At 71.0% G+C, this 15,977-nt stretch carries 12 protein-coding genes; 8 read left to right on the top strand and 4 right to left on the bottom strand.

Going from position 1 to position 15,977, the window contains the following annotated elements:
* Window positions 1-98: 98 nt before the first annotated feature.
* The gene (locus ABFX54_RS19725; RefSeq protein WP_346106763.1) at window positions 99-1,397 is read left to right on the top strand and encodes an MFS transporter; all 1,299 of its coding nucleotides are present in this window, start codon (window positions 99-101) and stop codon (window positions 1,395-1,397) included.
* Window positions 1,398-1,440: 43 nt separating this feature from the next.
* On the opposite strand, the gene ABFX54_RS19730 is transcribed toward ABFX54_RS19725, so the two are convergent.
* Complete coding sequence (locus tag ABFX54_RS19730) at window positions 1,441-2,922, bottom strand: sulfatase family protein (RefSeq protein WP_346106765.1); 1,482 nt, start codon at window positions 2,920-2,922, stop codon at window positions 1,441-1,443.
* Between the two features lie 172 nt (window positions 2,923-3,094).
* Window positions 3,095-4,150, bottom strand: coding sequence for a LacI family DNA-binding transcriptional regulator (locus ABFX54_RS19735; protein ID WP_346106767.1), 1,056 nt, complete (start codon window positions 4,148-4,150; stop codon window positions 3,095-3,097).
* Window positions 4,151-4,182: 32 nt separating this feature from the next.
* On the opposite strand from ABFX54_RS19735, the gene ABFX54_RS19740 reads away from it, so the two are divergent.
* Window positions 4,183-5,466, top strand: a complete 1,284-nt coding sequence (locus ABFX54_RS19740; RefSeq protein ID WP_346106768.1) for an MFS transporter — start codon at window positions 4,183-4,185, stop codon at window positions 5,464-5,466.
* Window positions 5,467-5,593: 127 nt separating this feature from the next.
* Here the strand turns inward: ABFX54_RS19740 and ABFX54_RS19745 are convergent, their stop codons facing one another.
* Window positions 5,594-6,469 carry a hypothetical protein gene (locus ABFX54_RS19745; protein ID WP_346106770.1) on the bottom strand — a complete coding sequence of 292 codons (876 nt, stop codon included), beginning with the start codon at window positions 6,467-6,469 and terminating at the stop codon, window positions 5,594-5,596.
* A 402-nt stretch (window positions 6,470-6,871) separates the two neighbouring features.
* Between ABFX54_RS19745 and ABFX54_RS19750 the strand changes: the two genes are divergently transcribed.
* The 6 genes from ABFX54_RS19750 to ABFX54_RS19775 all read left to right on the top strand — a co-directional run bounded on the left by ABFX54_RS19750 (window position 6,872) and on the right by ABFX54_RS19775 (window position 15,252).
* A complete protein-coding gene (locus ABFX54_RS19750) occupies window positions 6,872-8,743 on the top strand; it encodes a hypothetical protein (RefSeq protein ID WP_346106772.1) in 1,872 nt (623 codons plus the stop codon).
* Window positions 8,744-8,830: 87 nt separating this feature from the next.
* The gene (locus ABFX54_RS19755; protein ID WP_346106774.1) at window positions 8,831-10,357 is read left to right on the top strand and encodes an Hsp70 family protein; all 1,527 of its coding nucleotides are present in this window, start codon (window positions 8,831-8,833) and stop codon (window positions 10,355-10,357) included.
* Complete coding sequence (locus tag ABFX54_RS19760) at window positions 10,357-11,415, top strand: J domain-containing protein (protein WP_346106775.1); 1,059 nt, start codon at window positions 10,357-10,359, stop codon at window positions 11,413-11,415. Before ABFX54_RS19755 ends, ABFX54_RS19760 begins: the two co-directional genes overlap by 1 nt.
* Window positions 11,416-11,429: 14 nt before the next feature.
* On the top strand, window positions 11,430-11,885 hold the full coding sequence (gene grpE, locus ABFX54_RS19765; RefSeq protein ID WP_346106776.1) for a nucleotide exchange factor GrpE: 456 nt from the start codon (window positions 11,430-11,432) through the stop codon (window positions 11,883-11,885).
* Window positions 11,873-14,800: a CHAT domain-containing protein gene (locus tag ABFX54_RS19770; RefSeq protein ID WP_346106778.1), complete on the top strand. Its 2,928-nt coding sequence runs from the start codon at window positions 11,873-11,875 to the stop codon at window positions 14,798-14,800. The genes grpE and ABFX54_RS19770 overlap by 13 nt, the downstream gene beginning before the upstream one ends.
* Before the next feature lie 17 nt (window positions 14,801-14,817).
* Window positions 14,818-15,252, top strand: a complete 435-nt coding sequence (locus ABFX54_RS19775) for a hypothetical protein (protein ID WP_346106779.1) — start codon at window positions 14,818-14,820, stop codon at window positions 15,250-15,252.
* Window positions 15,253-15,398: 146 nt separating this feature from the next.
* Here ABFX54_RS19775 and ABFX54_RS19780 read toward each other — a convergent pair whose 3' ends face one another.
* Window positions 15,399-15,944: a hypothetical protein gene (locus ABFX54_RS19780; protein ID WP_346106781.1), complete on the bottom strand. Its 546-nt coding sequence runs from the start codon at window positions 15,942-15,944 to the stop codon at window positions 15,399-15,401.
* Window positions 15,945-15,977: the final 33 nt, after the last annotated feature.

Raw genomic sequence — 15,977 nt, forward strand, 5'->3', positions numbered from 1 at the left:
ACGTTCGGCACCCGAACGTGCGCGGCTACCCCCCGACCCGCGCCGCCACACCCCCGAAGTGAGGAACGGAGTTCATCGTGCCGAGTGAGTCCCGATCCATGACCCCCGACGACCGCAAAGTCCTCGCCAGCACCCTGGCCGGCACCACCATCGAGTGGTACGACTTCTTCATCTACGCCCAGGCCGCCGGCCTGGTCTTCGGCCCGCTCTTCCTCGCCCCGGTCAACCAGCAGGCCCCCGGCCTGGCGACGCTCATCTCGCTGGCCACGATCGGGATCAGCTTCCTGTTCCGGCCGCTCGGCGCGATCATCGCCGGCCGCTACGGCGACCGGCTGGGCCGCAAGCGCATGCTCGTGCTGACCCTGCTCCTCATGGGCGTGGCCACCGTGCTCATCGGCCTGCTGCCGCCGTACGAGACGATCGGCGTGGCGGCGCCCATCGCCCTCATCCTCCTGCGCATCCTCCAGGGCTTCTCGGCGGGCGGCGAATGGGGCGGCGCGGCGCTGCTCGCGGTGGAGCACGCGCCCCGCGACCGCCGCGGCCTGTGGGGCTCCTTCCCGCAGATCGGCGTGCCGATCGGGCTCATCCTGGCCACCGGCGTGCTGTGGATCATGAGTGCGGTCACCACCCCTGAGCAGTTCCTGGCGTGGGGCTGGCGGGTGCCGTTCCTGCTCTCGCTGACGCTGATCATCGTCGGCTACCTGGTACGGCGGGCCGTCGAGGAGAGCCCCGTCTTCAAGGAGCTGCAGCAGCGCACCAAGACCTCCTCCGCGCCGCTGCGCGACCTCTTCCGCGGCCACACCAGGAACGTCGTGCTCACCGCGCTGATCTTCGTGGCCAACAACGCCGCCGGCTACCTCCTCATCGCCTACTTCATCAGCTACGGCACCACCGCGCTCGGCCTGCCCCGGCCGTCCGTCCTGCTCGCCACCGTCGCCGGGTCGGTGGCCTGGCTGATCTTCACGATGTACGGCGGCGCGCTGTCGGACCGGATCGGCCGGGTCCGCACCTTCCAGATCGGGTACGCGGTCGTGTTCGTGTGGATGATCCCGCTCTTCCTGCTGATGGAGACCCGCGACATCTGGCTCTTCGCGCTGGCGATCATCGTCCTGGCCACCGGCCTCGGCCTGTCGTACGGCCCCATGTCGGCCATGTACGCCGAGATGTTCCCCGCCTCCGTGCGCTACTCGGGCGCGGCCATCGGCTACGCGCTCGGAGCCATCCTGGGCGGCGCCTTCGCCCCGACGATCGCCGAGGCGCTGGTGCAGGGCACGGGGTCGGCGTTGTCCATCGGGGCGTACATCATGGTGCTCTGCGTGATCTCGCTGGCCGCCGTCACGATGGTCAAGGACCCGAAGGGCGCCGACCTGGGGCTGACCCAGCAGCCCATCACCTGAACGACGCCCGTCCGGCTCACCCTTGACGGGCCCGGCCGCCGGATCAGCCGGAGCGGCCGGGCCGGTCGCCGCCCTGGGGCGGATAGTCCTCAAGCTCCGCGTCGATCGCGTCCCAGGCGGCGCTGAGCCGGGCGACGAGCTCCTCCTCATGGGCGGCGCGGTTGGCCCGTTCGCGCGGGTCGGCCGTGACGTCGTACAGCAGCTGCTGTGTCGCCTGGCCCTCCTGCTGCGGCAGGACGCGCAGGTACTTCCACTTCCCCCGGCGCAGCGCGCCGGACCGCCTCATCCGCCAGAACAGGTCCCGGGCGGGTGCCTGCGCGCCGTCCAGAAGGTAGGGGATCAGGCTGTGGCCGTCCAGCGGATATTCGGCGTGCGGCTCGACGCCGGCGGCCTCCAGGATGGTCGCCGTCCAGTCGTGGGTGACGACGGGGACGTCGCTGACCTGGTTGCCGCCGATGCCGGCGGGCCAGCGCACGATGGCCGGCACGCGGATGCCGCCCTCGTTGAGCTGCCCCTTCGAGCCGGTCAGCGGCCACAGGTACGACCAGCGTTCGCCGCCGTTGTCGCTGGAGAAGATCACCAGCGTGTCGTCCTGCTGCCCGCTGTCGGCCAGGGCTTGGAGCACCTGGCCGATCCCGGCGTCCATGGCCTCGACCATCATGCGGTACGTGCTCAGCGAGCCGCCGTCGTTGTGCGCCAGGATCTGCCCCTCCTCCTGGCCCTCGGTGATGCGCCGGGTGAGATCGTCGCTGACGGCCCTGTCCGCGGGGCCCTCCCACGGCCAGTGCGGGGCGGTGTAGTTGAGGTTGAGCAGCCACGGGCCGCCGCTGCCGGCCCTGATGAAGGCCGCGGCCCGCTCGGACACCGTGCGCGTGTAGTACTCCAGCGACTCCGTCCGGACCTCGCCCTCGTACAGGTCCGTCTCGCCGCTGCCGCTGATCTTGGAGAAGTAGTCGACGGCGCCGCCCAGGTTGCCGAAGAAGGTGTCCCAGCCGGACTTGACCGGGCCGTAGTCCGGCAGGTAGCCGCAGTGCCACTTGCCGAACATGGCGGTGGCGTAACCGGCCTGCTTGAGCAGCGAGGCCAGCGTCGGGTGCACCACGGGCAGGCCGGCGCCCGCGCCCGGGCCGGGGATCGGCTCCAGCAGCCCGGCCTTCAGGCGGCCCGGGTAGCGGCCGGTGTAGAGGGCCAGGCGGGTCGGTGAGCACACCGCCGACGCGGCGTACCCGTGGGTGAAGCGCACGCCCTGGCCGGCCAGGGCGTCCAGCTGGGGGGTGCGGATCTCCGGGGCTCCGTAACAGCTGAGGTCGGCCCAGCCCAGGTCGTCGGCGAGGATGAACAGGATGTTGGGGCGGGAGGGGCGTTCGGCTGGCGGGGTGGCCTGGAACGGGCGTTCCCGCGTTGGGCGTGTCGTCTGTGCCCCGGTCGTCGAGGCGGCCGAGGCGGCCGAGGCGGTTGGGGCGGTCGCGGCGGCGAACGCGGCCGCGCCGGCGGTCAGGACCCCTCTCCTGCTGAGTCCACCCATGGAGCCGTCCTTTCGTGAGTGACGGGTCGATGGGGTCGACTGTGACGGCGGCGCTGTTTCCCTGCTGTTTACGCCTTACGGTCGGGAAGGCCACACGGCCGGGGAGGCGTTGCGGTCGGGCGGGTAACGCGGGTCCCCTCGTTCCAGACATCGGGCAGACGCTCGAACGCGGTCACCGCCGGGTGGAGTCGCGCAGGACCAGGCGCCACTCGGCCGGATCCGGGCCGGCCGCCGGCTCCTCGCCCAACGCCAGCTGTGCGCAGCGGGCCCCCTGGGCGCGCAGGTCCTGTGCGACGGTCGTCAGCCCGGCGGCGGCGGCCGCGTCGGTGCCGTCCCAGCCGGTGACGGCCAGGTCGCCGGGGACGGCGAGACCGGTGCGGGCGGCCGCTCGCAGCAGGCCCAGGGCGAGCTCGTCGCTCATGGCCATGACGGCGTCCGGTGCGTCAGGCCCCGTCAGGAACGCCGTGGCCAGGGCGTCGGCCTCGCTCGCGCTGTTACGTGCGCACACCGCGACCCGTACCTGCGGCCAACGTCCGCCACCCGCCTCCCAGGCGTCGCGGACTCCGCGCAGTCGTTCACGGGTCACGCGGAACGTGGCCTCGGCCGGGTCGAGCCCGTCGCGGACCCCGGGCGTACGGGCGCGATCGAGCGGGAAACTGAGCACCATCGGCCGTCGCGCGCCGGCGAAGGCCGCGGCGGCGACGGCGCGGGCCGCGGCGCGGTTGTCGATGGCCACGAACGGCAGGTCCGCGTGGTGCGGCCCGCCGTGCACGGCGACGGGGAGGCCGGTGGCGGCCACCGCCGGCAGGACGGGGTCGTCGTCGCTGGTCGTCCAGACGACGAACCCGTCCACCGCGGCCTCGGCGACCCGGTCGGTGTCGGACGGCTCCCCGGTGATGGGCACGATCGTGAGCCCCAGGCCGTGACCGGCGCAGACCTCGGCGACGCCGGCCAGGAACCGGGTGGCCTGAGGGTCCTCGAAGGCGTAGGTGAGGTGCTCGCCCAGCACCACCCCGAGGCTGCCGGTCCGCCCCCGGCGCAGCGAGCGCGCCCCCGGATGAGGGCCTGGGTATCCCAGCCGGGCGGCGGCCTCGCGGACCCTGGCCCGGGTGGGCTCGGAGACGCGATCAGGCCGGGCGTAGGTGTAGGAGACGGTCATCACCGAGACCTTCGCCGCCCGGGCCACCTCCGCCATGGTCGGCCGGGGCCGTGCAGGGTCTTTGGCCATGCCTCACTCTATCTTGTGTATCGTTAAACAGCATGTGTACCGATACACAAGCAAGCCATCGGCTCCGGGCCTGGGTGCCGTACGCGGGATTCGCCGTCTTTGGCGCGTTCTGGGGCGTGTGGGGCGCGTCCGTGCCCGCCATCCGCGACCAGGCCGCGCTGACCGACGGGCAGCTCGGCACGGTGCTGCTGTTCATCGCCGCCGGCGCCCTGCCCGCCATGCCGCTCGCCGGCCGGGCCGTGGACCGGTGGGGGCACCGCGTCACCGCGATCACCCTCACGGCGCTCGGCATCGCCGGCATCGCCGTGGCCGTCACCGCTCACGACCTGCCCGCCCTGTGCGCGGGACTGGCGGTGCTCGGCGCGTCGTCCGGCGCCGCCGACGTGGCGATCAACGCGGCGGCCGGCGGCGTCGAACGTGCCACCGGCCGTCCGGTCATCACCCGGGCGCACGGCGTCTTCTCCCTGGCCGTGGTCGCGGCGAGCCTCGTCACCGGCCTGCTGAACGCCGCCGGCCTGCCCGTGGTGGCGCCGTACGCGCTGGTCCTGCTCGCCGCCGGCGTCGTGAGCGCCGCCGTCGTCACCGGCAGACGTACGCAGACGGAGACGACAGCCCGTCACGATCACGTTCGCCCGCAACCTGATCCTGCCCGCACCTCAACCACCCACAGCCCGGACAGCCGCCGGCCGGGTCTGCGTGCTCATCTGCCCCTCCTGCTCGTCGCCGGCGGACTCGGCGCGCTCGGATTCGCCGTGGAGAACGCGCACCAAAGCTGGAGCGCTGTCTACCTCGCCGACGCCGTACACGCGGGACCCGCGCTGATCGGCGCCGGGCCCGCGGTCTTCGCCCTCGCCGTAGCGCTCACCCGCTTCGCGATCGGCGCGGTGCAGACCCGTCGCGCCCTGCACGCCTGGACCGTGCTCACCGGCGGCGCGGTGATCTCCGCTGCGGGGACGTCCCTGCTCGCCCTCACCACATACCTCCCTCTGGCGCTGCTCGGGCTGGCCCTGGCCGCCGTGGGCACGGCCGTGCTCTTCCCCACCGTGCTCGGCCTGGCCACCGCCAACGTCCCCACCGCCGCCCGGGGTGCCGCCACCTCGGTCGTGTCCACCTCGGCCTATGTCGGCTACCTCGCCGGCCCTGTGTACGTGGGGTACTGGGCGCAGGCGGCCGGGCTGCCGGGCGCCATGCTGGCCGTGGCCTCCCTGGCCGCCGCCTTGGCGCTGCTGGCCTGGCCCGCGCTCAGAGCCGTCGTCCCCTCGTCCGTACGGCACTCCACCGCCGAAGCGGAGACGACGGGCGGACCGCGTACGTGACGGGACAGCCCGCCCTTGGCGGAGTCCGGCGCGCGCTCGCCTGCTACGCGGCTCAGCGGCCGAGCGCGCGCACTGCCCGTAGCGGATGTCGGAGTGATGCCCTTTCGTACGGGAGCGCGCTGCTAGCTCAGGAGTGGATCACCGGTGGCCGAGCGGCGATGGACTGGTTGAGCGCGTTCGCCACGGCGTGGACGAGCGCGACCTGCGAGGCGTCCCAGACGAGGTGGAGCCCGTTGTGGCTGCGGAGGGTGAGCCTGCCGTATTGGAGGACGGGCAGGCGGGCGTTGTTCTTGAACCGGCGGTCGGGGCCGCCGTCGACGTTGACGTAGCGCCAGGTGAAGTCCACGACCGTGCCGTCGGGCGGCACCGGGCCCGCCTCGATGAAGCGGGCGTGCTCCAGGCCGGCGTGGAGGTGCTGGTAGGCGAGGTCGGCGACGTGGCGGCCGTCGCGGACCAGGACGCGGTCGGGGAGGAAGTGCACCGAAAGGCTGCCCGCGGTCAGAGTCGGAACGGCGACATTGGTGACCAGGATCGGCGGCCCCGTCAGCCGGGCCGAGGCGTTCAGCCTGTGCAGCAGCCGGGAGGCGCCGGCGTTCACCTTGAACTGATGGGTGCTGGTGATCGCGCCGGACGCGGTGATCAGCCAGAATCCGTGGGCCCGCTGGAGCTCGGCGAACGAGCCGACGAGGTGGTCGAAACGCCAGGCGGCCTCGTCGGTCACGTCGTACATGACGACCACCGCGCGCGCCGCCCGGTCGCGCAACGCCACCCAGAGCACGAACGGCACGCCGACCGCGACGACGACCAGCCCGAAGCGCCCTGTCACCAGCCACGCGACGAGCAGCGCGGCCAGGACGTACGGCCAGTGGAGCCGGCGTTCCGCGGCCTGCTGCAACTGCCGGACGATCTCACTCGGCCGGGCCGGCGCCAGGCTGACGATGTCGTGCATGACCACGTCACGGTCAGGTGCGACGGTGCGATACGAGATCGTCCCGCGTCCCATGCGCACGACGTTGCCGCGGGGGCCCATCCGCGCCCGGAGACCCGGAACCGCGGTCGAGACCGCCATTCCGGCCTGGCCGAGAGTGAAACGGAACGGTCCAACCCGGAGGCTGGTGCGCACATAGAAACCCACGATGAGGAATCCCGCCGACCCGGGTGCCCGTTACCGCAGCGGATCGAGGTTCTGGAGGTCGTCCATCGGCGGGCCTTCTTCGCGCTATATCGATCACTGGCTCCGGCGTGGTGCCCGATGATCGACTGATGAAACCGCGAAATATCCCGGCTCATCCCACTTTGATGGTCTTTGGCTGACGGTCAGGCGGCCGTCTGGGCGGCCGTTTCGCCGCGCGATACTCCATATGACGTGACCGATCCCGCCATGTCCTGGAGATATGAAACGGCCATGTCGAGCATTTCCGCGAAACCCTCTCCAAGGCAGGTCTTCGCGAGCCAGCTCGCGAACATCCTGACCCGCGCCCATATCTCTCAGGTCGCCTTCGCCCGGCGTATGGCCCGGCAACTCGAGAAGGACGGCCACATCCCGGACCAGCGCAGGAAGAATCTTGCGCCGCGCGTGCACGACTGGACCGCGGGCGTTTCGCTGCCCGCGCGGCGGTGGTTCCCCTCGCTGACGAGTGTGGTCACCGAATTGTGCAAGGAGCGCGGTGTCAGCTTCAGCCCAGGGGCTTTCGTCTCTCTGTGGCACATGGCGCTCGCCGAGCGGAGTTCCGTGCCGGTGCCGAAGGCGCGTGCCACGCCGCCACCGCCGGTCGTACGGCAGGCGGCCTCCCTGGCGCCGCCGCTCGGACGCCTGCCCGCCCGGGTTCACGGGCAGGACCAGATCATCGAGGATCTGTGCGACCTGCTCGTCCGTCCCGACGGCCGCCCTCATGTCGTCACGGGCATGGGCGGGTGCGGGAAGAGCACGGTCGCGTTGTCCGTGGCCGCGCGGGCCGTCCACTCCGGGAGGACGGTGTGGTGGGTGGCCGCCGACGCCTCCACGCTGCTAGAAAGCATGCTGCAGATCGCCTTCGAACTCGGGGCTCCGGCCGCGCATCTGGACGATGCGCGAGCGGGCCGGCGCAGCCCGGCCGACCTGCTCTGGTCCCATCTGGACCGGAGCGGCGGAGCCGGATGGCTGCTCGTCCTGGACGGCGCCGACAGCCTCGAAGCACTGGCGACAGGCCGGGGGAAGGCCGCGGACGGCGCCGGATGGGTGCGTGGCGGGGGCGCCGGTCTCGTTCTCGTCACCTCCCGCATGCGTGGCCGCACGGCCTGGGGTCACCTGGTGGCCCGCCACGTGATGAGCCCGCTATCGCCGGAGGCGGGCGCCGCCGTCCTTCTCGATCTGGCGCCCGGGGCCGGCTCGTCCGCCTCAGCGCAGGGACTGTCGGCGCGGTTAGGGCACCTGCCCCTCACACTCGTCCTGGCCGGCCGACATCTCTCCTCGCCGTTCGCGGTGCACGGGAGTTTCGCGGCGTACACAACGGCGCTGGAGCGCGACGTCTCCATCCTCGACGAGCAGCCGACACCCGCCGGCCTGAGCATCCTGCGGACCTGGGAGATCTCGCTGGACGAACTGGAGCGCCAGGGACACCGCGCCTCACGGCTGCTGCTGCACCTGCTGGCGCACTTCGCCCCCGGCACGCCGCTGCCCGTCATCGTGATCGAACTGGCCGCCGACGGCCTGGGCCTGGACGCGAACCGGCTCCGCCGAACGCTGCAGGCCCTGCACGACATGAACCTGATCGAGGTGCACGCTGATCCTTCCCCGTACGGGGTCTGCGTGACGACACACCCGCTGATCGCCGAGGTGTCCCGCACCCAGGTCCAGGTGGCCGCATCCCGGCGGGTCACCGCCACCTTCGTCGACGTGCTCACGCTGGCGCTGCGCCACTGGGATCCGCACGACGGTCAGCACCGGCCCCTGCTCGAACTGCTCGGCGCGCATGCCCGAGCCTTGCTGCGCAGACTCGCGCCGTCCAGGGACGACGACGTGGCGAACGGCGCCGTGACGCCCGGTCTGGAGCCGGGCCGCGTCCTGTCGGCGGCCGGCCGGATCCATGAGGCTGCGGAACTTGTCCCCGTGGCCGCCGGCCTGGCGTCGCGTCTGGACGCGAGATCCACGGTCGCGTCGAACGCGCGCCAGGAGGCGGCCCACCTGCACCGGCTCCTGGCACAGATCCGAATTCTGAGCGAACAATCCGAATATTCGGATCAGACGCACTTTTCCCCTTCTGGCCAGGTATATCTCCACGCACACCGGCCTCCGTGACATTTTGGTCAGCCGGCCGTGCTCCTTCTTGGAACGTTCCGTGCTCTTCTTGCCCGACGGGGATGACGAGACAAGGGGGATCGGACCATGGGAAGAGTCATCGGCATTGATCTGGGAACCACGTACTGCGCCATGGCGGCACTGAACGACGCCGGAGTCCCTGACATCGTGCCCAACCGCGAGGGCGAGCGCATCACTCCCTCGGTCGTCCTGTTCCAGGGCGACATCGCGATCGTCGGCAGCCAGGCCAAGCGTTCGGCGGCGAGCGCGCCGGAGGACACCGTCCAGTTCGTCAAGCGTCACATGGGCGAGAAGAGCATCGTCTACACCACCGAAGCGGGTAAGGACCTGCGCCCCGAGGAGATCTCGGCGCTCATACTCAAACGGCTGAAGGAGGATGCCGAGCTCCACTTCGGTGAGCCGGTCGACCGCGCCGTGATCACGGTTCCCGCCTACTTCGACGACGCCCGCCGTACGGCGACCCGCGACGCGGGCACCATCGCTGGTCTCGAGGTGCTGCGGGTGCTCAACGAGCCGACCGCCGCCGCGATCGCGTACGGCCTGCGGCATGCCGACGCGGGCGTCTTCCTCGTGTACGACCTCGGCGGCGGCACCTTCGATGTCACGGTGATGCGCTCGGCCGGGGACGAACTGGAGGTGCTGGCCACGGCGGGCGACCGCAACCTCGGCGGATACGACTGGGACAACCGGCTGATGAAGCACGTCGACGCCGAGATCGTGGCGGCGGGGGGAGCGAGCGTCCTGGCCGGCGACGAGGCGCGCATCGCCGAGCTGCGGGACAAGGCCGAGATCGCCAAGAGGACCCTGTCGACTAGCGAGCAGTGCTCGATCGTGCTGTCGGTCGACGGGGCCCATCACCACGTCAAGGTGACCCGCGAGACCTTCGAGCGCATGACGTCGAGCCTGCTCGGCCGGACCGAGTCCCTGGCCCGCCAGGTGGTGGAGGAGGCACGCCTGTCCTGGGCCCAGATCGATCGGACGCTGCTGGTCGGGGGATCCACGCGCATGCCGATGGTCACCCGCTTGCTGGAGAGCATGAGCGGCCGCCCGGCCGAACGCGGGGTGGCACAGGACGAAGTGGTGGCGATGGGCGCGGCGATTCTGGCCGCGGCCGAGAACTCCGCGGCCCCTGACGCTCTCGCGCAGGTGACGGGAGGCGCTCTCACCGCTGTGCGGGACGTCACCTCCCAGTCGCTGGGCGTCGAAGTGCTCGCCGACGGCGAACGAGTCGAGAACTCGGTGATCGTCCCCCGCAACAGCCGGCTGCCCTGCGGTGTCGCCAAGAAATACGCGACCATGTATCACGACCAGCGCGGGATCCTGCTGAAGGTCACCGAGGGCGAGGACACGGACATGGCGTACGTCAACGTCATCGGCCAGTCCGAGATCAGGATCCCGGTCGCCGGCCTGCCCGAGGGCCATCCCGTGGAAGTGCGCCTCTCGTACGACATCGACGCGATCATCCATGTGCAGGTCACGGACGGGCAGACCGGGCAACACTGGGGAGAGTTCGAGATCGAGCGCGTCGCCAACATGGACGGCGGTCAGCTCCGGGCGGCCGGTGACCGGCTGCGCGCGGCCGAGGTCATCTGATGGACGACTACTACGAGTTGCTGGAGATCGATCCCGGAGCCGACGAGGCCGCGATCAAGGAGGCGGTGAAGAAGCAGCGCCGGCTCTGGATCAGCCGGGCCTCCTCGGCCCCCGAGCTCGACCGCCGTCAGGCGGCGGAGCGCATGGTCGAGCTGATCGAGGTGGCCGAGCGGGAACTGCTGGACCCGGCCAGGCGGGCCGCGTACGACCGGCAACGGGCGGCGCGTCCGCCGGACGACCGGGCGGAGGCCGCCACGGAGGACCCGCAGGCGTGGGCGGCACGCGCCGAGGCCAGCATGCGCGGCGGCAATCCGCACCTGGCCCTGCACGAGATCGAGCAGGCGCTGCGCCTCGACCACCTCCAGCCGCAGTACCACGCGATCCGAGGCGAGGCCTTCAGCGCGATCGGGGCCTGGGCCAACGGCCTGATCGCCTATCGCACGGCGCACGAGCTCGACCGTCACAACCCCACGTACCAGCTGCTCCTCGGCCAGCAACTGCTGCGCGGCGAGCGCTACGCCGAGGCCCTGCCCATCCTGGACTCCGCTCTGGCCGTCGGCGGTGCGACCCCGCAGGCCCGCGTGCTGGCCGGCCTGGCCCTGCACGGACTGGCCGACCAGGCGGCCGATCATCTGACCGATGGCACGCCCGTCATCATCCATCCCCAGCAGGCTTACGACGTCGCCCAGCTGTCCGGGCGGGCGCTCAGCCTGTCTCCCCCCGACCAGCAGCTGACCCATCGGCTGCAGTACCTCCACTCGCTGGCCCTGGCCGCCACGCAACGGGTCTTCGACGGCAAGCGACTGCTGTCCGGCCTCGGCTCGGCCCTCTCCGCGAGCGCCTCGATGGGGTGCGGCTGCCTGCTCATGGTGCTCGGCGTGTTCGCCGCCTTCCTCTTCGTCATCGGCGCGGCACTCGGTGGCGACGGCGCGTTGATGCCCCTCGGTTTCCTGCTGGTGGTGGGGACGGGGGCTGGCATCGCAGCGCTCTGTTACCGGCCTCGCTGGCAGGTGACCGAGCGAGACACCAGGTCGTACCGGGTTTCCCGTACCTCATGAACGCAGGAGAGAAGATGTCCGAGCTTCAGACCATCCAGGAGGACCTCGCGGGCCTGCTCGACCTGTTCCGCCGGCGCCTGCTGACGGACCGCGAGAACAGGGAGGCGACCGCGGCCCTGAGCGAGCAGCTCGGCTGGATGCGCCAGAGCATGGAGGGGGCGGCGCTACGGCCGCTGCTGTACGACCTGGTGCTGCTCGCCGACCGCATCGAGAGCGTGGACGAGGCCGACACCGACTTCGCGAAGTCCCTGCACGCCGAGCTGCTCGCCGTCCTGGAGAAGTACGGCGTCGCGCCGGTGGCGCGGCAGGACGGGCCCTTCGACCCCGAGGTTCAGGAGGTGCTGAGCACCGTCATCACGGAAGACGGCGGCCGGCACGGCGAGGTGGCCAGAATCGTGCGCAACGGTTATCTCCTGGGCGATCGGGTGCTGCGCCCCCAGCAGGTCCAGGTGTACATGTGTCGACCCTGAGCCTCGCGGACTGGAAGTCCTCCACGGCGACGCTGGTCCTCCGGCACGTCCTGGCCGGAGCGCTGTCCCTGGTGGTGTTCTTCGCCTGCATGCTCGTGGCCGGGTTCGGCGTCGAGCGCAGCCTCTGGTTCACCCTGGTGACCAGCGTGCCGTGGGGGGTGACCTTCTGGCTGCGGTACGAGCTCGGCAGGCGTGTTCTGTGCGCGAGCCGCCGGCAGCTCCGGCTCATGCTGGCGCTCCGCGTCCTGCCGGTGACCGTGCCCCTGTTCGTGCTCACCACCGAACACCTTCCCGACCCGGCCCTCGCCGCTCCGGTGCTGGCCGGCGGCGCCCTACTGATCGTGGCGGTCAGCCTCAAGGCCCTGGCGCAGGAGGAGGAGACCCGGCTGCAGCAGGGGTTCCTCACCACGATGACCTCGGGTGACGCCGCGCGCGTGGCCGCCGTCTGCGAGGCCCGGCTCGCCAGAGTGGGCGACGACCCCGCCAAGAGGGGCTGGCTGGAGCTCAACCTGGCCCGGGCGCTGCACAACACCCTGCTCGGCAGCTATCAGCGGGAGAATCTGGAGCGCGCCGCGACCATCCTGACGCGTCTGTCCGAGCGAGACCCCGATCCCGTACGCCGCTGCATCGCGGCCGACCTGCTCGTCGACGTGGCCAACACGTTCGAGAGCACGGAGGGCGACTTCTCGGCGATGGAGCGGGCCGTCGAGCGGCTGGCCGCCGCCGCGCGGCCCCTGAGCCACCTGCCCGGCGTCGTCCTGTCGGTACGGCTGCAGCGGATGGAGCTCGCGTACGCGCGCCTGGCCTGGGAGAGCGCCCGATTCGTCGAGGGCGCCTCCGCTCCCGCGCCCGAACTCGTCGACGACGTCCTGAGGGCGTGCGCGCTCGCGCTGGAAGTCGCGCCGCCGAGCCGACGAGCGGATCTGATCCTGCGTCGCGTGTTCATGGAGACGATGCTGTACGTCAACGGCCTGACCGCCGAAGCCCCGGACCTCGACATCGTGCTCGAAGCCGTCGACCGGACACCCCGTCATCTGGCGCTCGACCGCGTGGCCATCCTCCCCGCGCTGGCGATGCTGATCGACATGGGCGCGCCCCGCCTCGATCAGGTGACAGACGTCGAACAGCGCATCCGCTCAGCGCTCGCGACGCGGCTGGACGGCTGGATGCCCGCTCTCCTTGAGACCGCTCTCGCTCAGGTCCTTCTGGCGGCGGCGCGTCTGGACCCCGGCTCGCTGGACGCCCGGCTGCCCGCCGCACTGAGACACTTCGAACGGGCTCATGACCACGCCGTCACCGACTCCCCGGAGCGGGCCACGAACACCGCCATGGCCTGGGGCGCCGCCGCGGCCGAGCACGGCCTCGCGCAGGAGGCCGTCAAGGCTTACCGCAAAGCGCTGGAGTCGGCACGCCGGCTCGCGCTCAGCGCCTTGACCAGGGGACAACAGGAGAAGATCGTACGGGAGGCGCAGGGAGCCGCCGCCGAGGCCGCGCACTGGCTGATCACCGAGCGCAGATACCGAGAGGCCGTCGTGACGCTCGAGACGAGCCGGGCGCTCCTGCTCACCGACACGGTGGAACGGGAGCAGATCGTCGGTAAGCTGAGGGCCCTCGGACACCAGCGCCTCGCCGATGAGCACCTGGAGCTGACCGGGGAGCTGCGCAGGCTGGAACTCCTCGCCGCCGGACCGGGCGAGTCCTGGATCCTCGACCCCGCCGCCCGCGCCCGCCGCGAGCTCATCACCAAGGCCCGGGCCCGGTGGGAGGCGCTGGTGGAAGAGATCCGTGCGTTGCCCGGCTTCGAGCGCTTCCGTGCCGCCCCCCGCTATCAGGACGTGCAGGACGCCTCCCTGATCACTCCTTTGGTCTACCTCTTCTCCGGTGAGCGTGGCGGCTACGCGCTCACCGTCGTGGACGGCGGCCGGCGGCCCGGACTCGTCCGGCTCCCGGAGCTGACCGGCGAAGAGGTACAGGACCGCGTCGGCGCCTACCGCCGAGGGCCGGCCGCCGCCGACTCCTTGGGCCAGGTGGAATGGCGGGAAGTCCTCTCCGGCACGCTGGACTGGATGTCGGTCACGATCACGGATCCGCTGCTGCGCGCCCTCGGACCGCTCGACTCGGTGACGCTGATCCCCGCCGGTCCTCTCGCCGCCCTGCCGCTGCACGCGACCATGCTGGACCGGGTCACCGTCGCCTACACCCCCAACGCCCGCGTACTGTCCGACGCGGCCGCGAGACTCCCGTCAGCCGGATCCGCGCATCTGATGGTCGCCGACCCGGGCGATGACGCCGGCAACCGGCTGCACGCCGTCGACGACGAGATCACGATGGTACGGCGGCGCTTTCCCGGCACGCGGATCTTACGCGTGCCGCGACCGCAGCAAGTGATCGCCGAACTGCCGAGGCACAGCGTCTACCACTTCGCCTGTCACGGCGTGGTCGACCACCGGGACCCGCTGGAGAGCAGCCTCCTGGTGAGCGGGGGACGGATCACGGTGAAGGACGTTCTCGGCGAGCGCCTGCCGGGCGCCCGCATGGCCGTGCTGTCGGCCTGCGAGAGCGGCGTACCCGGTGCCTCCCTGCTCGATGAGGTGGTGGGGTTGCCCAGCGCGATGCTCCAGGCGGGCGTTCCCGGCATCATCGGCACGCTGTGGCAGGTCGACGACTTCGCCACCCTGCTCATGGTCATGCGTTTCTACGAGCTCTGGGACGGTGGCCGCCGATCGCCCGCACAGGCGTTGCGGCAGGCACAGCGCTGGATGCGCGACAGCACGCTCACCGAGTTTCTGCGTTACGTCGAGGGAGCCGTCCCCTGGCCGTACCGGCTCAACAGCAAGGCGCGGCGCGACGCCGACCACGTGCGGCCCTACGCCCATCCCGACTACTGGGCCGCTTTCACCTGCACCGGAATCTGACCCCAAGGAGTCTCCCCGTGCGAATCCGCTATCCGAAGGCCCTGCCGGAACGGGTGCAGCAGGATATCTTCCAGCTCCTCGACGATCTCGACGTGGCCGCCGACGCAGGCCCCTTCGAGGGGCGCCGCGCCGGTGCGGTGATCGACCTTTGGACCTTGCTGGTCGCTGTCCCGCTCGCCACCTACTCCAACGCCTTCCTGCAAAAGGCCGGCGAATCGACCTGGCAGGCCCTGTGCCGGGCGGCGCGCCGCGTCGCGCTCTCCCGTGGCGAACCCGGGGACGAGCCCCTGTTGATCATCGAGATCGAAGGCCACCGTACGAGCTTCGCTTTTCCCTCCGAACTCGACCTGGACGCCCGCCTCGCCATCGTGCGCCTGCTCGAAGGCGACCACGAGAGCGGTGCCCGTTACCGCTGGGACCCGGTTCACCGGTCATGGACCCCGATGAAGTGAACGTCGGCCGGCGGATGAGCCCATCCGCACGACCCAGGCTGTCGACCGGCTGCCCGGCTTCCCCTCAGGCCACGGCGTTCACGAACGCCCGCCCGCCGGTGGAGGAAGGTGCGAAAGCGTCAGGCCGACATCTTCCGCGGACGCTTCTATTCGACGGGAGCTTCGGACAGGGAAATGACGTGCAGCGTCTTGTTTCCCACGCGCACATGTACCGCCGCGCTCTCTTCTCCGACAACGCCCGCCAGGCAGACACCGAGCGGCGAAACCTCTTGTTCGGTTGTGGCTGAATTGGTAGCGCACGTGACCGAGGTGATCGCGTCGCCGACCCATACTTCGAGAAATCGCGCGGTGGTCGCCGTCCCATTTCGGAACTCCGCCTCGGAGACGAGAGTCTCCGTGATGCCCAGAGGGACGGCGCCGGAAGGATCTCGCGGCGTCGAGAAAATGTCGGGATATTCGTTCGTACCCGAGTCCAATTCCAGGTCCCGCCATCTCCCCGCGGCGTCACGCACGGCAAGGGACAGCTCGGCGGCCAGCATTCCGTCTCGGCGGTGTCTGATGAAAAGCACTGCGCCGAGGCCGTCAGCGGAGCGCCAGCGGGCGACGGCGCCGGCTTCTCCGGGGCTGGGTATCCGTTGCGTCAGAGGCTTGGTGCCATCAAGGACGCGCGAGATCGTCTCTGCCCTGGGCATCGCCATGGTAATCCGATCCGGCTCCGGTCGTGG

Source organism: Nonomuraea maheshkhaliensis, assembly GCF_039529435.1.
Taxonomy (GTDB): domain Bacteria; phylum Actinomycetota; class Actinomycetes; order Streptosporangiales; family Streptosporangiaceae; genus Nonomuraea; species Nonomuraea maheshkhaliensis.

What these genes read in the sequence shown, in the direction of transcription:
- ABFX54_RS19735 (WP_346106767.1), bottom strand. Translation starts at nt 4,150, where the DNA reads ATGGCCAAAGACCCTGCACGGCCCCGGCCGACCATGGCGGAGGTGGCC.
- ABFX54_RS19760 (WP_346106775.1), top strand. Translation starts at nt 10,357, where the DNA reads ATGGACGACTACTACGAGTTGCTGGAGATCGATCCCGGAGCCGACGAG.
- ABFX54_RS19780 (WP_346106781.1), bottom strand. Translation starts at nt 15,944, where the DNA reads ATGCCCAGGGCAGAGACGATCTCGCGCGTCCTTGATGGCACCAAGCCT.
- grpE (WP_346106776.1), top strand. Translation starts at nt 11,430, where the DNA reads ATGTCCGAGCTTCAGACCATCCAGGAGGACCTCGCGGGCCTGCTCGAC.
- ABFX54_RS19730 (WP_346106765.1), bottom strand. Translation starts at nt 2,922, where the DNA reads ATGGGTGGACTCAGCAGGAGAGGGGTCCTGACCGCCGGCGCGGCCGCG.
- ABFX54_RS19745 (WP_346106770.1), bottom strand. Translation starts at nt 6,469, where the DNA reads ATGGGACGCGGGACGATCTCGTATCGCACCGTCGCACCTGACCGTGAC.
- ABFX54_RS19725 (WP_346106763.1), top strand. Translation starts at nt 99, where the DNA reads ATGACCCCCGACGACCGCAAAGTCCTCGCCAGCACCCTGGCCGGCACC.
- ABFX54_RS19750 (WP_346106772.1), top strand. Translation starts at nt 6,872, where the DNA reads ATGTCGAGCATTTCCGCGAAACCCTCTCCAAGGCAGGTCTTCGCGAGC.
- ABFX54_RS19740 (WP_346106768.1), top strand. Translation starts at nt 4,183, where the DNA reads ATGTGTACCGATACACAAGCAAGCCATCGGCTCCGGGCCTGGGTGCCG.
- ABFX54_RS19755 (WP_346106774.1), top strand. Translation starts at nt 8,831, where the DNA reads ATGGGAAGAGTCATCGGCATTGATCTGGGAACCACGTACTGCGCCATG.